General features: G+C 57.3%; 14 protein-coding genes. 4 read left to right on the top strand and 10 right to left on the bottom strand.

The annotated features are described in order from the left end of the window. Positions 1 to 65: 65 nt before the first annotated feature. The 4 genes from PSH69_RS16800 to PSH69_RS16785 form a co-directional block, all read right to left on the bottom strand. Positions 66 to 1,829: an FAD-dependent monooxygenase gene (locus tag PSH69_RS16800; RefSeq protein WP_305409146.1), complete on the bottom strand. Its 1,764-nt coding sequence runs from the start codon at positions 1,827 to 1,829 to the stop codon at positions 66 to 68. A gap of 3 nt (positions 1,830 to 1,832) precedes the next feature. Next, on the bottom strand, positions 1,833 to 2,444 hold the full coding sequence (locus PSH69_RS16795) for an HAD-IB family hydrolase (protein ID WP_018927948.1): 612 nt from the start codon (positions 2,442 to 2,444) through the stop codon (positions 1,833 to 1,835). Beyond that, complete coding sequence (locus PSH69_RS16790; protein WP_305409145.1) at positions 2,434 to 3,954, bottom strand: class I adenylate-forming enzyme family protein; 1,521 nt, start codon at positions 3,952 to 3,954, stop codon at positions 2,434 to 2,436. The genes PSH69_RS16795 and PSH69_RS16790 overlap by 11 nt, the downstream gene beginning before the upstream one ends. Positions 3,955 to 4,034: 80 nt before the next feature. Continuing rightward, on the bottom strand, positions 4,035 to 5,048 hold the full coding sequence (locus PSH69_RS16785) for an SDR family oxidoreductase (RefSeq protein ID WP_018927950.1): 1,014 nt from the start codon (positions 5,046 to 5,048) through the stop codon (positions 4,035 to 4,037). A gap of 529 nt (positions 5,049 to 5,577) precedes the next feature. Between PSH69_RS16785 and PSH69_RS16780 the strand changes: the two genes are divergently transcribed. Continuing rightward, positions 5,578 to 6,174 carry a TetR/AcrR family transcriptional regulator gene (locus tag PSH69_RS16780; protein WP_305409144.1) on the top strand — a complete coding sequence of 199 codons (597 nt, stop codon included), beginning with the start codon at positions 5,578 to 5,580 and terminating at the stop codon, positions 6,172 to 6,174. A gap of 117 nt (positions 6,175 to 6,291) precedes the next feature. On the opposite strand, the gene PSH69_RS16775 is transcribed toward PSH69_RS16780, so the two are convergent. After that, a complete protein-coding gene (locus PSH69_RS16775) occupies positions 6,292 to 6,912 on the bottom strand; it encodes a glutathione S-transferase family protein (protein WP_305412842.1) in 621 nt (206 codons plus the stop codon). A 241-nt stretch (positions 6,913 to 7,153) separates the two neighbouring features. Between PSH69_RS16775 and PSH69_RS16770 the strand changes: the two genes are divergently transcribed. Continuing rightward, entirely contained in the window at positions 7,154 to 8,026 is an 873-nt protein-coding gene (locus PSH69_RS16770) for a DNA/RNA non-specific endonuclease (protein WP_305409143.1), read from the top strand. 71 nt (positions 8,027 to 8,097) lie between these two features. On the opposite strand, the gene PSH69_RS16765 is transcribed toward PSH69_RS16770, so the two are convergent. The 4 genes from PSH69_RS16765 to PSH69_RS16750 all read right to left on the bottom strand — a co-directional run bounded on the left by PSH69_RS16765 (position 8,098) and on the right by PSH69_RS16750 (position 13,157). Continuing rightward, positions 8,098 to 9,138 (bottom strand): ABC transporter substrate-binding protein, encoded by a 1,041-nt coding sequence (locus tag PSH69_RS16765; protein ID WP_305409142.1) that lies wholly within the window; start codon positions 9,136 to 9,138, stop codon positions 8,098 to 8,100. A 388-nt stretch (positions 9,139 to 9,526) separates the two neighbouring features. Then, positions 9,527 to 10,498 (bottom strand): FAD:protein FMN transferase, encoded by a 972-nt coding sequence (locus tag PSH69_RS16760; RefSeq protein WP_305409141.1) that lies wholly within the window; start codon positions 10,496 to 10,498, stop codon positions 9,527 to 9,529. Continuing rightward, a complete protein-coding gene (locus PSH69_RS16755) occupies positions 10,482 to 12,662 on the bottom strand; it encodes a PepSY domain-containing protein (protein WP_305409140.1) in 2,181 nt (726 codons plus the stop codon). The genes PSH69_RS16760 and PSH69_RS16755 overlap by 17 nt, the downstream gene beginning before the upstream one ends. Positions 12,663 to 12,686: 24 nt before the next feature. Next, positions 12,687 to 13,157, bottom strand: a complete 471-nt coding sequence (locus tag PSH69_RS16750; RefSeq protein WP_305409139.1) for a DUF2271 domain-containing protein — start codon at positions 13,155 to 13,157, stop codon at positions 12,687 to 12,689. A 162-nt stretch (positions 13,158 to 13,319) separates the two neighbouring features. Here PSH69_RS16750 and PSH69_RS16745 point away from each other — a divergent pair, with 162 nt between their 5' ends. Both PSH69_RS16745 and PSH69_RS16740 read left to right on the top strand, forming a co-directional pair. Beyond that, positions 13,320 to 13,979 (top strand): response regulator transcription factor, encoded by a 660-nt coding sequence (locus PSH69_RS16745; RefSeq protein ID WP_111454957.1) that lies wholly within the window; start codon positions 13,320 to 13,322, stop codon positions 13,977 to 13,979. Continuing rightward, positions 13,976 to 15,316, top strand: a complete 1,341-nt coding sequence (locus PSH69_RS16740) for an ATP-binding protein (RefSeq protein WP_305409138.1) — start codon at positions 13,976 to 13,978, stop codon at positions 15,314 to 15,316. The genes PSH69_RS16745 and PSH69_RS16740 overlap by 4 nt, the downstream gene beginning before the upstream one ends. 118 nt (positions 15,317 to 15,434) lie before the next feature. On the opposite strand, the gene PSH69_RS16735 is transcribed toward PSH69_RS16740, so the two are convergent. Then, a complete protein-coding gene (locus tag PSH69_RS16735) occupies positions 15,435 to 16,100 on the bottom strand; it encodes a bifunctional 2-polyprenyl-6-hydroxyphenol methylase/3-demethylubiquinol 3-O-methyltransferase UbiG (protein ID WP_305409137.1) in 666 nt (221 codons plus the stop codon). Positions 16,101 to 16,222: the final 122 nt, after the last annotated feature.

Here is a 16,222-nt window from a genome sequence, read left to right as displayed (position 1 = left end):
GTCTTGGCCCAGGGGTGGGCCTTGTGTGAATCAATGAACCAGGTTGGCAGTAGCCATATAGCGACTTAAAGTTGGAGTTCCACTGCGTCGATCTCGGAAGATGTTGTTTTTCTGGCTCCCTTGAGCAGCCCGGATCTTACGTTCAGATAAGTGAAGAGCGTTATTGCATCGGCTCCCTGGAAAGCGATGTAGCCGTCAGGACGAATCAGCATCAACGTGCCCGCTTTGGCATGGTAACGCTTGTGCAGCCGCCAATCGGGGTCCAGCAACGTCGAGTGCCAGGAAGGCAGTTCGGCGCTGCTCAGGGCATCAATAACGCAATAAGCCTTGATGCCCGGGTAGTCCTTCTCCACCGACTCGGCCAGCGAGTAATAGCCCGGCAACAACGGGGAAAACTGATCGGCTGCGCTGAAAATCAACAGCGTGAACGTTCCATGGAACAAGTCGATCAAGCGCTTTGGCGGCATACCTTGCAGTTGCCACAACTCGACATCGGGTGCCAGTTGCCCGGCGCGAGGCACCGACGTCTGGAATTCAGGTTTCTTGCCTTTTTTATCCCAATTCATGCGCTGCTTTTTCGTCAGTGATTCCTGGATGTAATCACTCTTGCCGTAGTGGTACTGATGACCGGAAATCATCGACGGCAGTTTGCGCTGAACCTTGCGCCTGTTGCTTATCAGTGGCAGAACATTGTCGCGCAGCCAAACGAGGGCGCGATGCTTGACGGTAATCAGTCCGGTCAGTCGATGTGCTGTGTTCTCGACTTCCAGGGCCACCGGGTAGCGCTCTTCGTTGTAGCTTTCCAGCAACGATGGATCAGCCAGGCCCTGATCGACATAGGCCATTTTCCACGCCAGGTTATAGGCCTCGGAAACCCCCAGGTTCATCCATTGGCCGCCGATCGGGCTGCCGATGTGAGCCGAGTCGCCCACCAGAAACACAGAGCCTTGCTGCAACGACTGCACGCGGCGATGTTGGAAAGAGGCGATGGTGGTCGATGAAATATTGGACAACGTCATCTTTTGCCCGCGTCCTTCGCACAACCGCTGAAAGTTCTCCAGGCTCAAGGAAGGGCGTTCACCTTCTGGCGGCAGGTTGTAGGGCATCTCGATGAAAAGTCGATAGCGGGATTGAGCGCTGATCGGCGCGACCGCGACATAACCGTCCTGTGCACCCAGGAAGAAAGCGCCTTCGTCCTTACTTCCAGACCACTCGATATCGGCATCGGCGAGCATGAAGAAGCGGTCGTAGGACGATCCTTCGAAGGTCATATCAAGACGTTTTCTGATGTTGCTGCGAGCACCGTCGCACGCGACCACCCAGCGGCTGGAAAAGGATTCGGCGCTGCCGTCCGCGTGATGAAGCGTCATCTGCACTGAGCCCGGCTGATTTTCTATATCGACCAGCTCGGTATTCCATTCAACATCTGCTCCCAACTTGTTCAGTCGCTCAAGCAGAATCTTCTCTGTCTGCGGCTGTGGCAGGCTGAGGAGCAGGGGATAGGTGGCGTCCAGGTAGGAGAAGTTGTAGTTCAGCACCCGTTTGGCGTTCGATTGCACCGAAAACTGGTTGATAGTGAATCCGTCGCTGATGGCCTGATCGGCAACTCCCAGATCTCGGAAAATTTCCAGGGTTCTGGAATGGATGGCCATCGCTTTGGTAGCGGTCGAGGGACCGGCATTCTTTTCAATAATGCGAAAAGAGACGCCCCACTTCTTCAGCATGATTGCCAGGGACAGGCCAATCGGGCCGGCGCCTACGATCATGACTGTCGGGGTATTACCGGGTTGGCTGAAGTGCTTGGGGGGCAAAGTGCTCAGAGTGTTCATCGGTTAGTACCAGTTTCTGTAGAAGGGAGAGTTGGCAATGCCGAGCAGGGCATCGTCACCGGATGAATCCCCGTAGGCATAAATGTAAAAGTCATCAAGGTTGCTCAGACAGCCCTTGAGCCGTGTGACTTTTTCCCTCTCAACACAGTTGGTACCTGATATTCCGCCGGTCAGTTTGTTCTTCGCCGTTGCCAGGCGAGTGCCGCAGACATAGTCGAAACCCGCTGCCTGACCCCAGGGAATCAGGTAGTTTTCCGGCGAGTTGCTGACCAGCGCAGTGACATGCCCCATGGACTGATGCCATTGCAGCCGGCGCAGGGCCTCGGGCCTGAGCCAGAGCGGTAGCAGCTCGCTGATGAAATACTTGGCATGCTCGCGCTCTTGCTCAACGGACAGACCGCCCAGATAACAGGCAATGAATGCCAGTCGGGCTTGCATCAATGGCGTGATGCCAACGATTACACTGAGCATTTTGGGCAGCAGGGGAATGATCCTGAGCCAGAATGATCGGGTTCCCACGATATAACGCATGTAGCGCCAGAACGTATGTCTGTCGGTCAATGTGCCGTCAAAGTCAAACACGGCCAGTACCGGTTGTGTGCCATTAGCTTGCATGAATCTCTTCCTTGAGAGAGATGATCTCGATGGTTTTGGGCAACTTGAAGCCCGAGAGGTAGCGCGAGAGCAGGGTAGAGACAGCGCTCTGGGTCAGGTCGCCGCTCCCTTCAACGCACAGGTGCAGTACGTTGACCTCCTTGTTGTCCGGGACGATGTAAGCTTTCGCGCGCACCACATCCGGGTGCTTCAGGGCAATGGATTCGATTTCAGTCAGATCGACCATTTGCGCTTTGATCTTCGAGATTCGCAGGCGTTGGCAATAGAAGAACACATGCCCGTCGTCGTCCCGCCAGACCAGATCACCCGTGTGTAGCCAACCATCACGGAAGAACCGGGCATTGGCGTCCTCTGCATCGTTATAGCCGTCAATCACCATCGAACCGCGAATCAGCAGTTCGCCAATGCGTCCAGGTGCGACATCCCGCCCTTCGGCATCGACGACCCGTAGTTCTACGCCTCTGATCGGTTGTCCCATGGCGCCGCGATGGACCTTGCCAATCGAGCTCTGGACAATCACCGGCATGCTCTCGGTCAATCCATAGCCTTGCAGCACCGGATTGCACCCCAGCAGCCTTCCCAGCTTCTCGGCTTCGTCTGCGGGTAAATGACTACCACCCGAATAAATCATCAGGTGAGGGTGCAACGGCAACAGCGCGCCCTTGCGTTTGGCCAGTCGTGTATTGAAGTAGCGAATGACGTCGGGCACCAGGCAGGCAAAGGTGACCTTATGCTGGGACAAGACTTCGGCCAGATCCCTGTTGAGCAGGGTGTTAGTCATTAACAATGTGGCGCCCACACTCAAGGGGAAAACCATCATCACCGACAGGCCGAAGATGGCATACAGCGGCAGCGTCACCAGATGAACGGAACCGACACCTTGAAGATGAAACTGCTCATGCAGCCCATCACTCGATTGCGTCAAATCAAGGTAGCGGTGAGAAACGGCCAGCGGTTTACCGATGCCCCGGTAGGTGAACTGTACCGAGACGATCGGATTGCCTTCGGGCAGTAACAAGGGCTCGGTCTGTCGGGGAAGCCGAGAGTCCGCCGTTGCGTTGTCGGGCAGGGACGATGACGGTTCGCTTGCGGCGTTCAACACCAAGGAGTGCTTAACGCCGCAGGCAGGCTGAAATGTCTCGCTATGCTGCTCGAACAGCGTTTCGGTGGTCACTACCAGCGTCGGTCTGGCGATGCTGATGACGCTGTTCATTTCGAATGGCGTCAGTTTGTAGTTGAGAATGACCGGAACCGCACCGCGACCGATGATCGCCAAATAGTAAGCGATGAATTCCACCCCATTGGGTAGAACGAGCGCTACTTTGTCGCCAGGCAATACATTTAATGCTGAGAGTGCGCCATTGCACTCTTCAGCCTTTATACGCAACTCACGGTAAGTGACGGTATCTTCTTCCGCGTCCAGATTCCTGATAGCAATGTGCTCGGGGAACGACTCTGAAAAACCGACGAACCGATGCAGAAAACCTTCTTTAGATGAAAGGCTTTTCATTTACCAACCTCTCTCAATCCTTGAATTTATGGTCAGACAAAAAAGTACTACAGAGGCAGGCTATATATAAATTGTTTCAATTAAGCATCAATGTAGTTATTTTTCCGATACCAATCCAGGGTATCGGTCAATGTTTCCGTCACGGGGCGGAACTTGCACTGCAATTCTTTCAGGCTTTTGTTGTGGCTGAAATGGGTGCGCCCTTGCTCTTGTTCCATGAGTTTGACAGTGGAAGTACTGATGAGCACCGGCTTTTTCGTGATTCGGTAATAACCTTCATAGATCAAGGCAATTATACGCAGCATGAACAGTGGCACTTTGCGCTCCGGCGCTTTTACGCCACTGACACTGGAGAGCGCCTGGAAAATGCTTTTCATGTCCATGTGATTGCCGGCTGCCAGGTAGCGTTCTCCTGATCGGCCGCGTGTGATCGCCGCGAGTTGATGCTCTGCTACATCCCTGGCATCGACAACGGAAAAACTTCCAGGCAGTACGCCGGGCAATTTCTGTCCGACAAAGTCGAGCAGGAACTGTCCTGATGAGGTCGGGCCGATGTCCCCAGGGCCAAACATCCAGCCAGGCAATACCATGGCGACGAACATATCTGGATGCCGCGCCAGGAATTCCTGAACTTTCTGTTCAGACAATATTTTACTCAGGTAGTAATCGTCAGCCTCCGATTCACTGCGAGACATTGTTTCATCGATCACCTGATCTTTATCGCCCTTCAAGACGGCAATGGAGGAGGTATGGACTGCACGACGAATGCCTGCGGCATAAGCGGCCTGCAACAGGCGCTCGGTTCCGGTCACGTTAGTGTCATACAGTTTCTGCCAGTGCTTTCCGCCTTTGTAACTATCGCGGAAATAGGCGGCGGTATGAAACAAGGCATCACAGCCTTGCAAGGCATGGCTGAAGGCGTCGACATTGAGCATGTCGCCTTCGACAAATTCGACAGGCAGATTGCCGAACTGCTTCTTGGCTTTTTCGACGGAGCGGACCAGCGCTTTTACTTTGATGTTTCGCTTTAAAAGCGCATGAACCACATTATTACCGAGCAGGCCTGTAGCGCCTGTAACAAAGGCATATTCCATTAAAATCCAGCTCCTGTGGGGTAACCTGCTACTGCATTGAGATTGATGTCACCGCGCTCGATGCTTTGACCAGGCAGGGGGCGTCAACGGCGGCAAGTAAAAACCATTCGGTATCTGGAAATCAAGCGGTATTTAACAGTCGCCACAAGGTCGACGTCCTTGAACCCGACCTGAAACACGAAAATCCTGTGGTTTAGAGCGTTGTCGACAGCAGGCATTCACCGGGATCGGGCGGATTGAGGTCATCGCTAGACATTTTTGCCGTCCGTCGCCTGCCTTCTGGGGGGCGTCAAAAGACACCCTGGCTGACTCGATTCATCAGGGCGCGCGCGTCAGGCTGGATACCAAGGCGCCTGAACGTGCGGGGCCCAATACATGGCATTTACATGGCACTCCTTAAAAGTTTAAATGCAAAGTGATTAAGAGGGCTTAGTATAAGATATGATAGTTAAAACAGGTTTGCGCAGTGAGTGGCAGATCCGTTGCATCCAGTTACAAATAGATTTGTTTGGCCAAAGGAGCCGAAGGCGTGATTAAAAAGAGATTAGGTCGAGAAGAAAGTCAGCAAATAACAAGGGATAAGTTATTCGATACCGCCACTGACCTTATGGTGAGAAAAGGTTTTCACGCCACCAGTGTCAACGCTATTTCCGAGGAAGCCGGTTTTTCGAAGGGGGCCTTCTTTTCAAACTTTACAAGTAAGTCGGACTTGCTTCTGCAGTTAACTCAGAGATTCAAGGGAGTTGAGATTAATCGATTGAGTGTCACCCTGACTTCAGGGTATTCGTCGGAAGAGCTGACCCATGGATTGAATGCCTATATTGACACGCTTAAAAATAATACCAGTTGCGCGATTCTTGATGCTGAGTTGCAACTGATCGCCTTGCGTGATGAAGAGTTCTCAACGCATTACTACGATCTGCATCAGGAAAATAGTGAAGCCTTGGGTAAGTTGATTACCATCATATTTAATCATGCAGGCAAGAAGCCTCCTTTGGCGAATGCCGCTCTTGCAAGGACCTTCACCGCTTTGTCGGAAGGTTTGATACTGCAAGGGCATAAAGATCCGGCCTCTGAAATAAAACTGGTGTTGAACTCGCTTATCCAGACAGCAGAGCCTTTATAGAACGCTGCCATTCTTGTGATACATACGATATTCGCATGTCCGGGGCTCAGACCTCGGGCAGGATGCGAGCTGCCATGCCCATCTTTAGCGCACACAATAAGGTCTGCGCAGTAGCGCTCAGTGATTCTGGAACGTTTTCAATCCTCGTTGTACGGCGGGCCTGGCTTCGATCGCGTCGAACCAGCGTGATAAGCGTGAAAGCACTGCCCAATCCAGCCGATCACGAAATGATGCCGCGATGGTGAAAGCAGAGATGTCCGCCATGGAGAACTGACCTCCGGCCATAAAGTCGTCGGTAAGAAACCGTTCTGCATAGACAAGTTGTTCAATGACGCGTTGATCGATAACTGTGGCCGCATCATTAAATCCTGCCTGGCGCAGGGAAAATGCAGCATGACTGGGCCCGATGACGTCCGTTACGAAAAAGAAATAACGATCAAACACCCGGTCGCGTTTTGGTCCACGATGCGCTGGTGCGAGCCGACCCGGAGCTTTTGCATCAGCGAACTGAATGATTGCGTTCGATTGGTTAATGACCAGCGGGGGTGTCGATGAATGGTCGACCAGGGTTGGGACTTTTCCTGCCGGATTAAGCGCCAGGTACGACAAGTCGCGTTGCTCATTCGCCTGCAAATTCAGTCTTCGTGCGGTGTAGGGGATACCTGCTTCCTCCAAGGCTATTGCAGCCCTCAGACTGTTGCCGGTAGGCGCGCCATACAGCTCTATTTTCGGGCTTATCAGACATGGCCAAGTAGAATGTGAACGCTGCTCAGCACTAATGTGACTTGTAATGGTCAATACACCCCGCGCGACCGTCAGCGGTCGTACTGCCCGGCGCCGACCGGATCCGCATCGGCATTTTGATCAAGGACAGTGAAAGCATGCTCACCGCAATATAATCCGCAACCGCCTCCACCTGGTTCCGTGAATCGGGACTCGCCGTACGTTTACCCCTCAATCCAATTCGAAGATTTAAAGCATGCACCTACGCAAAATTGCAGTTGGGCTGTCGGCCCTTGTTTTGCTCTCGACCGGGGCACAAGCCCGCAGTCTGCTGGATTTCATCAAGCCGCCCACCCAGCATCAGCAACAAACCTCCCACTCGGGCTCGATCAGCCAGAGCGCGGCGCTGGAACTCTATTCAAACAAACAGAAACAGGCATCGTTTGACGACTGCACGGATCTGTTCCCGGCCGCGAAACCGATCAACATGGCCACTGTGCCTGCCACAATGAAACCCTTGGCTCTGTGTTCCGACAACTTCGCGGTGCTGTACTCGCAAACCAGCAAGACGCCGCTGGTAGTGGTCGAACGCCTTAATGCCGCCCAGCTGCAGGATGCCAAAGGGGAGGAGCGTACCAACCAGTTCTACCCGGACCCACGCATTCCCAAGAGTGGGCGGGCAGAGTTGAGCGACTACCGTAGCCAACATCCGGCCGTGGACCGTGGCCATCAATCCCCGGCAGCCGATGCACCGAACCCCAATGCAATGGCCCAATCCTTTGCGCTGTCGAACATGGTGCCGCAAGATCCAACCAACAACCGGAAGATCTGGAGTAAGGTCGAGTCCGATGTCAGAAAGTTTGCCAAACGAGCCGATGGCAATGTCTTTGTCTTTACCGGCCCGCTCTTTGATTCAGGCCACGGCACCGTCGGCGACAACAAGGTCTGGGTGCCGACCCGCCTGTTCAAACTGGTTTACGACGCATCGTCCAAGCGTGCCTGGGCTTACGTACTGCCCAACGCTGAAACTCGCATCGAGAAGCCGATGGACTATGACGCTTTCGTGAAGAGTACCGGGCTCAACTTGCTGGGAAATCTACCGGTCACAGGTTCCGTGGGGCGTTCTTGATGGCTTGATTGATTAATCCGTAGCAGCTGTCGAGCCGGGGCGAGGCAGCTGCTACAGAGAGTGTGTCGCGGCTAACGCGCCGCCCAGGCATTGAAGTGTTCTTCCAACTCCTCGCCATGGTCCACCCAGAACTCCGCATCTACCGACTGAGCCTTGGCCAAGTTGGCTTCGGCTGTCGGCAGTTGCTGGCGTACTGGCTCCGGCAGCAGCGCCAGGGCCTGGCGGTGGACGGGGCCGTAAGGGATGTTTTCCGAGAAAACCTTCTGGGCCTGCGGCTGGCTGGCAAACGCGATGAAACGCTCGGCCAGCGCCTTGTTCGGCGACCCTTTGACCACGGCCCAGTATTCCGGGTCGTACAGGCTCTGGGGCCAGACGATGCTCAGGTTCATGCCTTCTTTCTGCGCCGAGGCGATACGACCGTTGTAGGCGGCACTCATCACCACGTCACCGGCGATCAACCACTGCGCCGGTTGGGCTCCGGCCTCCCACCACTGGATGTTTGACTTGATCTTGTCGAGCTTGGCGAAGGCTCGGTTCACGCCCTCAGGGGTACCCAGCACTTTGTAGAGCTGGTCAGGCTTGACGCCATCGGCCAGCAGAGCGATTTCCAGGGTGTACTTGGCGCCTTTGCGCAGGCCGCGCTTGCCCGGAAAGTCGGTGACGTTCCAGAAGTCCGCCCAAGAAGTCGGGGCCTTGGCCAGCTTGTCCTTGTTGAAGGCCATGACCATCGACCAGACGTAGGTGGCCACACCACACTCGGTCAAGGTTCCCGGTACGAACTGGGCCTGGTCGCCAAAACTGGCCGTGTCCAGCCGCTCGAACAAGCCGGCATCACAGCCACGCAACAGTTCCGGACTCTCGACCTCGACCACATCCCAGGTGGCATGGCCCACATCGACCATGGCTTTGATCTTCGACAGCTCGCCATTGTATTCACCAGCGACGATGCGTCCCGCACCGCTTGCATTGAAGGGCTGAAAATAGGCCTTGTCCTGGGCCTGCTTGGTAGCGCCGCCGAACGAAATGACGGTCAGGGCCTGGGGCTCGGCGAGCACGCCGGTGCACAACAGGGCCAGGGAAAAAGGAACACAGGTACGTAAGGATAAAGACATGGAACGCTCCCACAGCTGGTTTTTAGAATGGTGTAAAGCCGGGCAGTGCTGGCCAGAGGCCGATAAGGTTCCACCGTGCCGGGCTCTTGGGGCTGGCATCGTTATGAAAAAAGCTTCCATCCGGGAAAGCCGGACCAGAGGTGCTCAGTGCGGTTTGATAGTGCGGCATCAATCGGAAGAGGAAAATTATTAAAAATATGCTTGGGAGCTATAAAAAAACTCTTCAGCAGTGGGCACTGCTGATCCGGGTTGTATTCAGATGAAGCGGATCAACCGGTCACAGGGTCTTCTACCGACCTGTTACCAATAAAGGCTCGAACTGGGCGTGGCCGCCCAGGGCGTCATGTTTCATCTGGCGGTTTGATTCGTACTGATTTCGAATGGTCCTTCAGCGCATTTCAATCTGCGCCTGCAACTGGCCGCCGACGATGGATATTTCTTTGAACTGTTCACCGTCGCGCAGCACGAACAACGCGTCCATCCCGCGCTCTTGTGCCAGGCGTGGGCCTTCGGTTTCGCCCAACACCATCAGCGCCGTGGCCCAGGCGTCGGCGAGCATGCACGAGGCCGCCACCACTGTGACGGCCGCGAGTGCGTTGCACAGTGGTGCGCCGGTGGTCGGGTTCATGGTGTGGGCATAGGACTGCCCCCTCACATCGACCCAGTGTCGGTAGTCTCCGGACGTGGCGATGGCAGCGTCGCTGAGTTCCATCACACCCATGACTTCGCGCACACCCCGGCAGGGTTTTTCAATGGCTACGACCCAGGGTTGAGCATCAGGTTTGACGCCGCGGGCGCGCATCTCGCCATCGATGCCGACCAGATAACGAGTGATGCCCAAATCCTCCAGACAGCGGGCCAGCTCATCGACAGCAAAACCCTTGGCGATACCGTTCAGGTCGAGGTTCAGCGGCGCACGTTTGCGCACCTGATTACGTTGCGGGTCAACGCTCAGCGCCGCACTGGCGGACAGGCGAGCTTGCGTTGGCAGCGTGTCGAGTATCTGCTCGGTGACGGTCTGTTCGCCGGGGCCGAACCCCCAGGCATTCACCAGATCGCCGACCGCGATGTCGAAGGCGCCGCCGGATTGCTGACTGACACGCAGCGCGGCAGACAGCACCATGGCCAGTTCCTTGGGTACCGGCACCCACTCCTGCTCGGGGGCGGCGTTGAGGCGGTTGAGATCGGAGTCGGGTTTCCAGGTGGACATTTGCTGGTCTACCCGGGCCACGGCGCGTGCCAGGCTATGGTCGATGTTGTCGGTATTGATCCCGGCTTGCGCATAGAACAGGGCGGTGTAACGGGTGCCCATGGTCTCGCCATTCAGGCTGTAGCGTTGCAAGTCAGTAGACGTCTTCACGGTAGCGTCCTTGTGCCTTGAGGGTCAGCACACTCAGGTTGATCGGCGCCAGCACTTCATCCAGGGCCAGCATCACGCCCTTGGCCATCTCGCGACCGCCACACACCAACACTTGGGCGCCTTTCTCAATCAACCGGCGTAAGACCAGCGCATCGCTGATCAACCGGTCTTGCACGTAACTGCCGTCCATGACCTGGGAGAAGGCGGCACGCAATGCCGTGAGGCGCTGGTCCGCCAGGTAACGCTTGAGCTCTGATTCATAGAGGAAATCCGAAGCCGGGTTACGCCCGCCCCAATACAAGTGCATGGGGTGTCGGGCCTTGTTGTTGCGAATAAAACCGGTCAAGGGACCTATGCCGGTACCGGCGCCGATCAGGATCACCGGGTGCGCGCCCGACGCGGGACGAAATTGCGGGTTGGGCTGGATAAAAGCTTCGATCGGCGCACCGATGTCCAGGCCATGAAGGAATTGCGAGCACACGCCGCCTTCGTGTTTACGTACGCAGATCTCCAGCACGCCATCTTCTGAGCTACTGGCCAGCGAGTAGAAACGCGGAACCTGGCTATCCGGCGGGAAAATCCCGACCAGGTCACCGGCCAGGAAATCCGGCAGCTCGCTGGGGGGCTTGAAGCGTAGTACGTGGGTCGGCGCATTCACCTGTTCGCCGTAGGCGATGCGTTCCATCAGCACCAGTTGATGGGTACGTGGCTGCTCCGGGGTGTGGACCAGCGTCAGGTCCTGCCCCAGTACTTTGCCCAGTGCGCGGCCCCAGCGAGCAAATTCCTGTGCGGACTGGCGGTTGACGGTTTCCAGCTCAAGCAGCGGTGAGCCACCGGCCTGTAACATCGCGTCCTGCACCTGATGGGCGTACTGACAGAACTGCGCAAACTGGCGGTCGCCCAAGCCCAGCACGGCAAACGGCAGGCCGGGTTTGAGGCCGACCCTGGTCAGCCGTGCCAGGAACTGCGAAGCCGAGGCTGGGGCATCGCCGTCGCCGTGGGTCGCGGTGAGGATGAACACCCGTTGGGCATTGCGGTATTCGCTGGTGTATTGATTCATCGCCGCGCTATGTACCCGGTGTCCAGCCTGGTGCAAGGCATCATGCAAGGTGTTGGCAAAGCCCCAGGTGCTGTTGTTTTCACTGCCGACCAGAATCACGCTGTCGGCGGATTGCGCGGTGCAGTTTTCACGGATGTTCGGAGCGGCCTTGCGGCGGCGCCACCACAGCAGGATGCCGGTCACGCTCATCAACGGCACGCAGAGGGCACAGAGCCCCAGCGGCAGACCGAGCCACCAGAGGCCTTCACCGGTGTGCAATTGATAAATCAATTCGTAGACGTTGCGCATCGAATCGTGGGCTTGATAGGAAAGCAAAGTGCCGCTGGCCTGGTCCACGTAACCGTCGCCCTGGGCCGTGCGCAGGGAAAACACGTCTTGCGGGTTGTTGGGGCTCGGGTAGACCAGTTCGCGCAGGTCATTCAGGTCAGTGGCCTGCAAGGCTTTCAGGTTCGCCACCGGCAAGGCCGGGCCGGCGCTGACGTGGGCGGGGAAGGTGGGCTCATTCTGACTGCCATCAGCGATAAAGCCGAAAGTCGTGGCGCACATATAGAGCCCGCTCAGTGCCGACAACAGCAGCCCAAGCAATGCCAGGCGTCCGACTTCAGCATGCCAGCGCTGGCTGAAGGAACCTCGCAGTGGCCGCAACAGGTTGCGCCAGCCGCCCAGCCGCCGGGCCAGCAACAGCGCACCAGACACCGACAGCATCAGCATCAACAGCGCGCCGACACCCGAAACCCCGTGGCCCGGTGTGCCAAGGAACAGCGAGCGGTGCAGGTCTTTCATCCAGCGCGAGAAGGCGGATGGCTCGTAAGGTGCGAGGCCTTGACCGGTCAGTGGATCGACCTTTTCGGCCCCGGCCTGACCGTCCTGGTTGTAGTAGACGATGACCGTCCCGGACGCTGTGCGCTGGATCTGCTCCACGCCCTGGAAATGGCTGGCTACGCGCTCGGCCAACTGACTGACGTTGACTTGCCCGGCAGCGGTGGACGTGCTGTGCAGGCGTTCCAGGGCGGGGTCGACAGACAGCATCGCGCCGCTGATGGCCAACAGCATGACCAGCAGGGCGGCGATCAGGCCGGGCAGGGAATGGAACTGGCGAAGCATGTTCAGCCTCCAGAATGGCCAGTGCTACAGATCGTAAGTAAAGGACTCGACGTAGGTGCTGCCGGTCGCCGGCTTGCCTGCGCCCTTGGACGTCAGGGGCACGCTGACATCGGCGCGGGCATCACGTTTGTCCTCGACGGCGCTGTCGATGCGGATTTGATAGCCGGCATCGATCAGGGCGTCTGCCAGTTCGACACTGACTTTGAGGGTGCGCCCACTGCCGACGCTGGCGCCGCTGACCCCGTCAAACTCGCTCGGGTTCATCCCGCTTCCACGGGCCCAGTCGGCAAGATGCTTGTAATACTTGGCCTTCTTGCCGGCCACCCAGAGGGTTTTCTGGTATTGGCCAGTGGCGTTGGTGACGTAGATCGCCAGATACGCATCATTGCCGCTGTAGTCCTTGAGCTGAGTGGTCAAGGTCACTTCACGGGCCTGGACCAGCCCTGGCAGGGCAACGGCGCCGGCGAGGCAGGATGCAGCGATAATTTTTTTCATGGGATTGTCCTTTTGATCGTTGGGTCCAGAGCCTGGACTTGCTTGCTGACAGCAACCTGAAGCGCAGTAAAAATCATCGACAGAGGAACTCACCTGAATCTTCAGATTCACGTCAGGTAAGACGATTAAGGTGCTGCACGATAACCATCAAGGAGGTGCCAGATGCGGGTTTTATTGGTCGAGGACGCACCGGGGTTGGGGGAGGCGGTGCGCGAACAGATCGCCGATGACGGCCACGCCGTCGATTGGGTACAGCGCCTGGAGCATGCGCGCAACAGTGTGCGCACTACCCCTTACGACCTGATCCTGCTTGACCTGATGTTGCCGGACGGTCGCGGGCTGGATTTTTTGCGTCAGCAGCGTTCTGCAGGGGATGCAACGCCGGTGATCATCCTGACCGCCCAGGATCAGATATCCGATCGTATCGCCGGCCTCAATGCCGGGGCCGATGATTATCTGGTCAAACCGTTCGACCTGTTTGAACTATCGGCCCGTGTGGCTGCAGTGGCTCGCCGTTACAGCGGCAACCCCAACCCGCAGATCAAACTCGGCGAATTGCAGATCGATATGAGTGCCCGTACGGTGCAGCGGGCCGGCGCGACTGTGGACCTCACGGCGCGGGAGTGGGCGCTGTTCGAGGCATTTGTCCAGCGCCCCAGCGCACTGCTGTCCAAGGCGCAGCTCGAAGAACGGTTGTACGCTTTCGGTGCCGAAATCGAGAGCAATACAATCGAGGTCTATATCAGCCGGTTGCGTAAGAAACTCGGGCGCGACCTGATTGAAACCGTGCGCGGCATGGGCTACCGGTTGACGTCCGCATGAAGTCGTCCAGCCTGCAAAAACGTCTCGGCGTGGGCTTGACCCTGGGCATGACCTTGCTTTGGCTGGGGGCGACCGTCGGCGCCTGGCTGGTGGTGCAACATGAGTTGAGTGAGGCATTCGACAGCGCGCTGGAAGAGACGGCGCAACGCATACTGCCCCTGGTCGTATTGGAAATCAGCAATCGGGAAAAGCCCGATGAGACACACCACGTGGCCCCCCTCACAATGCACAAGGAATACCTGACCTATCTGGTGCGCGATGCGAGGGGCAAGATCCTGATGCAATCCCACGACGCCAACCCGAATATCTTCAACAAACAACCGACCGAAGGTTTCTCCACCACTGAAAAATACCGTCTGTATGGCGCCAGTGCGTTGCGGGAAACGCTGTTCATTGAAATCGCCGAGCCCCTTGGCCATCGCCGTGAGGCTGCGCGGGAAGCCTTGTTTGCCTTGCTGATGCCGCTATTGGCGCTGATTCCCATCAGCCTGTTGGGCACCTGGTTATTCGTGCGCATCAGCCTGCGCAGCGTATTGGCCTATCGTCGAGCGGTGGAGGCCCGTGGGGTGGGTGATCTGTCGCCGATCAAAACGTCGCGCCTGCCGGCCGAAATCGATCCGCTGGCTGACGCGGTCAACCATTTGCTGGAGCGTTTGCGCAAGGCCCTGGAGGCCGAGCGTAGTTTTACCGCCAATAGCGCTCATGAACTGCGCACGCCACTGGCCGCGACCCTGGCGCAGGTCCAGCGGCTGCGTCACGAAGCGCCCGAAGGCCCGTTGCGAGTGCGCGCGGCAAAGATCGAAAACTCGTTGCGCGAGTTAGCGCGGCTCTCGGAAAAGCTCATGCAACTGGCCAAGGCCGAAGGCGGTGGGCTGCTGTCCGAAACGCCCCAGGATCTTGTTCCGTTGCTGGTCCATGTGGTTGATGAGTGGAACCATAGCAGCGCTCGCCACATCGAGCTGCAGTTGCCAACCCAGGCCTGTGTGTACTCGGTCATTGATCCAGACGCTTTCGGTATTCTGTTGCGCAACCTGATCGAAAATGCGCTGAAGTACGGTGCGATGGATCAACCGATCGAAGTCAGCCTGACCGACCAGGCGCTGCTACGGGTGGTCAACGGTGGCCCGGTGGTGCCGGAGCCCGTGTTGCAGCACCTGACCGAGCGTTTTGTACGCGGTCATAGTGAAGCCAGCGGGTCAGGGTTGGGGTTGGCGATTGCCAAAACCATTGTGCAGGGGGTCAACGCGCGAATGATGCTGGTGTCGCCGGCAACAGGTCGACAGGATGGATTCGAAGTCTGCGTCTGGTTACCGCTCGTGCCCGCTGTCGAAGGCTGAGGGCATGCTTGGCATGTGCTAACTGTTCGCCACTATTCTCTCTGGCTGCCCATGGACGAGGAGAGTCCGGGGAGAATTACAGCACCGATCTCAGACCAGGTTGACATGTGTAAAAGCGTTATCGCTCAGCCACCAGCAACAACGACTGCGGCACCGGACTTTGCGGGTGCTGCGGCTCCTGCAGGGCGGCCAGCCGGAAACCGGCCATGTCCAGGGCGTTGAGCCAACTGGACAAGGTACGTGAGTACCACGGCATGGGTTGCCACTGCCCCTTGAACCCGGCGAAGGTTTCTTCCCGCCAACCGTCCTGATAGTCGCCTGCCGCCGCGGTCCACGGATGCAGCGTCTGGATCACCAGCGCGCCGCCGGGGGCGAGCAGGGCGTTCATGGCGGCGAGCAGGGGGATAATGTCCTGGTGCAACAGGGCGAAGTTGGCGCAGATCAGGTCGTAGTCGCTGCCGATGTCCACCTTTGCCTCTACCAATTCTTCATAGCTCGCCAAATGCACCCGCGAAGAGCCCGCCGTCCGCGCTGCCTCGACCAGTGTCGCATCGCCATCCACACCGACTGCCTCGATGGCCCGTTCAGCCAGCGCACGCAACAACCAGCCCTCGCCACAGCCCAGGTCGAGCACACGCTCGGGTTGGCGGCCCAGTATTGCCAGCAGGATTGCCTGGTCGGTGACCTTGAGACGGCTTTCGATGGTGCCGGTGCGGATAGCCTCGATCCAGGATTGAGCGTTGTGGTGCCAGCTCTGGAGGAGGATTGATTCGGGGGCGGGCATTTTGATGTCCAGAGTAATGGGGTGGATGGAAGGATAGGACAAGTGCGGGGCCTTGTTGGGGAAAGAGCTGAACCGGGGCAATTACAGGGATAAAACTGGTGTGCCTTTGACGGTCTGTCGAT

Origin of the sequence: Pseudomonas sp. FP1740, from assembly GCF_030687165.1 — a bacterium.
In the GTDB taxonomy this organism is placed as follows: Bacteria; Pseudomonadota; Gammaproteobacteria; order Pseudomonadales; family Pseudomonadaceae; genus Aquipseudomonas.
Note: the sequence above shows the minus strand (reverse complement) of the source record. Positions and strands in the feature narration are given on the sequence as shown.

Excerpts from the sequence above, each read along its gene's own strand:
- PSH69_RS16765 (WP_305409142.1), bottom strand. The coding sequence starts at position 9,138 with ATGTCTTTATCCTTACGTACCTGTGTTCCTTTTTCCCTGGCCCTGTTG.
- PSH69_RS16740 (WP_305409138.1), top strand. The coding sequence starts at position 13,976 with ATGAAGTCGTCCAGCCTGCAAAAACGTCTCGGCGTGGGCTTGACCCTG.
- PSH69_RS16800 (WP_305409146.1), bottom strand. The coding sequence starts at position 1,829 with ATGAACACTCTGAGCACTTTGCCCCCCAAGCACTTCAGCCAACCCGGT.
- PSH69_RS16785 (WP_018927950.1), bottom strand. The coding sequence starts at position 5,048 with ATGGAATATGCCTTTGTTACAGGCGCTACAGGCCTGCTCGGTAATAAT.
- PSH69_RS16745 (WP_111454957.1), top strand. The coding sequence starts at position 13,320 with ATGCGGGTTTTATTGGTCGAGGACGCACCGGGGTTGGGGGAGGCGGTG.
- PSH69_RS16735 (WP_305409137.1), bottom strand. The coding sequence starts at position 16,100 with ATGCCCGCCCCCGAATCAATCCTCCTCCAGAGCTGGCACCACAACGCT.
- PSH69_RS16750 (WP_305409139.1), bottom strand. The coding sequence starts at position 13,157 with ATGAAAAAAATTATCGCTGCATCCTGCCTCGCCGGCGCCGTTGCCCTG.
- PSH69_RS16795 (WP_018927948.1), bottom strand. The coding sequence starts at position 2,444 with ATGCAAGCTAATGGCACACAACCGGTACTGGCCGTGTTTGACTTTGAC.
- PSH69_RS16755 (WP_305409140.1), bottom strand. The coding sequence starts at position 12,662 with ATGCTTCGCCAGTTCCATTCCCTGCCCGGCCTGATCGCCGCCCTGCTG.
- PSH69_RS16790 (WP_305409145.1), bottom strand. The coding sequence starts at position 3,954 with ATGAAAAGCCTTTCATCTAAAGAAGGTTTTCTGCATCGGTTCGTCGGT.
- PSH69_RS16770 (WP_305409143.1), top strand. The coding sequence starts at position 7,154 with ATGCACCTACGCAAAATTGCAGTTGGGCTGTCGGCCCTTGTTTTGCTC.